The organism is Burkholderiales bacterium (assembly GCA_013695435.1).
GTDB lineage: Bacteria > Pseudomonadota > Gammaproteobacteria > Burkholderiales > JACMKV01 > JACMKV01.
The window spans coordinates 1-2284 of record JACDAM010000168.1; the positions used below are offsets into that span (position 1 = coordinate 1).

At 60.9% G+C, this 2284-nt stretch carries 2 protein-coding genes and 2 pseudogenes; 1 reads left to right on the top strand and 3 read right to left on the bottom strand.

The window, feature by feature from the left end:
- From H0V78_08760 to H0V78_08770, 3 genes and pseudogenes are all read right to left on the bottom strand, one after another.
- A partial coding sequence (locus H0V78_08760) for a hypothetical protein (protein ID MBA2351864.1) occupies positions 1 to 899 on the bottom strand: 899 nt, incomplete at its 3' end.
- 399 nt (positions 900 to 1298) lie between these two features.
- Complete coding sequence (locus tag H0V78_08765) at positions 1299 to 1619, bottom strand: hypothetical protein (GenBank protein ID MBA2351865.1); 321 nt, start codon at positions 1617 to 1619, stop codon at positions 1299 to 1301.
- 13 nt (positions 1620 to 1632) lie between these two features.
- Positions 1633 to 2148: pseudogene (locus tag H0V78_08770) on the bottom strand (LysR family transcriptional regulator).
- Positions 2149 to 2178: 30 nt separating this feature from the next.
- Here H0V78_08770 and H0V78_08775 point away from each other — a divergent pair.
- Positions 2179 to 2284: pseudogene (locus H0V78_08775) on the top strand (LysR family transcriptional regulator).

Genomic DNA, 2284 nt, shown 5'->3' on the forward strand with positions numbered 1-2284 from the left:
GGAATCAGGTAAGCGACGGTCGCGAGATAAGCATTGCCGTCGACCTGTCCGCCGACGTTGCGTCCGCCGGGGCAGGCGGCAGCGCCCGGTTCGCCGGAGCCGCAATCGGGAACGTCGCCAAGATCGTAGTTGTAGTAAGCGCCTTCGAGCGTGATGACGCCGATTCCGGACAGATTTTTCTCGAACAGCGCGTCGACGCTGAACGCGCTGAAGTCGTCGCTCAGCGCAGTGGTGCCGACGCCATCCTGCTGGTACTGGTAAACGACCGCAAGCGTAAGGATGTCCTTGGCGCCGTAATACGTGCTTGCCGTGTAGTAAGCGGGTGTCGGCTCCGGATCGAGAAAATTGAATGCCAGCCGGCCCGCGTACAGAAAGTTATCGCTGTCGCTGGAGCCGCCGGCTACATTGTTGTGTCCTTCAAAAGCGCCGACCGAGTAAACCAGTTTTTCGGCGAGCGGTTTACCCCAGATCTGCACGCCGTTGTCGCGGCCGACGGCAAGGTTCGGGTAGTTCGACACGACGCCCGGAAACTGCCAGGCATTCAGATAGAACGGCCCGTCGAGATTGGCGCGATCGCTGGGCGGCAGCATGCGCCCGCCCCAGATATTGAACACCTTGTTGAACTCGAAACGCGCGATGGCGTCGAGGACCTGGATGCCGTCCGGAAAGTCGCCGCTGCCGCGACGCTCGGTATTGAAGGTGCCCTTGATGTACTTGTTAATTTGCCCTTCGGTATAGAGCCGGATGTTGTCAAGGACAAAGTCATTGGACGACGAGCTGCCATCCGGCGCGGCGTCTTCCACTGCTACGAAGCTGGTGCGCAGGCCGGCGCCTATCGAAAAAAATTTATCGTCGTCGAACTTGATGGTCGCTCCGGCACGAGCGTGGCTGGCGGCCATTGCCGAAAGCGCGCAGCAGAGCAAGGTTGAAAGGAGCTTATTGCGCTGGACTTTACAAATACTAAACCGGCGACACCTTCGATTCTGAACAGTCGACATTTTGCAGACCCCCTTGATGAGACGTTCGGAACACCATGCCCTTGGGATAAGGACAGCGAACGCGGGGCCGCCCGCAGGCACTATCCATGCCGTTGCCGCAAGCCGGCAGCGAGAGAAGCGGGCGTATGAACGATTGCCGCGGTGATAGCGCGGCAGATGCCGGGCGAAAAGTCAGTTCGTTGAAGCGTGCAGCGCGCGCGCAGGTGGGCGCCCGCTGCAACGCAATGGTGCGCGCGAGGCCAGGGGCCGCTCATCTTGGTGCATTGATGCGGTGACGGCCAGCGAATAAATCCGGCGCAACTACTTCTGCGTCGATTCGTGCCCGCCGCGATCGAATCTGTCCCAGTATGGTTCCGGACCGAAGCGCTGCGCGAAGAAGTCGATACACGCGCGTACTTCCGGCGAGACATATCTGCGCTCGGGATAGATCGCGTAGAGCGCGGTCTCCGGCGCCTTGTAATCGGTGAGCACCGCCTGCAGGCGTCCTTCGCGAATCATCTCGCCGACATAGAACGTGGGGCTCAGCATGACGCCCAGCCCTTGCAGCGCGGCTTCGCGCTCGGCGAGTCCGTTGTTCATGCGCAGATTGCTGCTGACCCGGCACCGCAATCTCGTTTCCATCAGGAGCAGTAAAGTGCCAGATGTTCGGCCTCGCGACATACGTGTAGACCAGGCAATTGTGATCTCGCAGATCGTGCGGCGTCAGCGGCGGGTGATGCCGCTCGAAGTAGTCTGGGCTGGCGCAGACCGCGAATCGGCAGGGCGCGAGCTTTCGCGCAACCAGCGTCGATTCCTGCAGATACGATGCGACCCGGATTGCCAGATCGAAGCCCTCGTCCGCAAGATCGACCGTCCGGTCATCGAATCTGATCTCGATCGAAACCAGCGGATGCCGTCGCAGGAATTCGGGCAGCGCCGGTGCGATGTGCAGAATTCCGAATGACATGGGCGCGGTCATCTTGAGCAGGCCGCGCGGCTCGTTCTGAAGCTGGCCGATCTCGAGTTCCGCTTCCTCGATCTGGCTCAGAGCGTCGCGGCTCTTCCCGTAAAGAGCCTCGCCGGCTTCGGTCAAACTCAATTTCCGCGTCGTGCGGTTCAGCAACCGCGCTCCCAGCCGCGCTTCGAGCCGGGTCACCGCTTTGCTCGTCATTGCGTGCGAAAGCCCCAGTTCATCGGTGGCCTGGTGGCCGAGGAACTGGCTTCGGGGGTACTCGTCCAGCCTTTCCGCTTATCCCTGGAAAGCTATCGCTACGATCTCGTCTACAGTGCTCGTGCCATTGATCGGC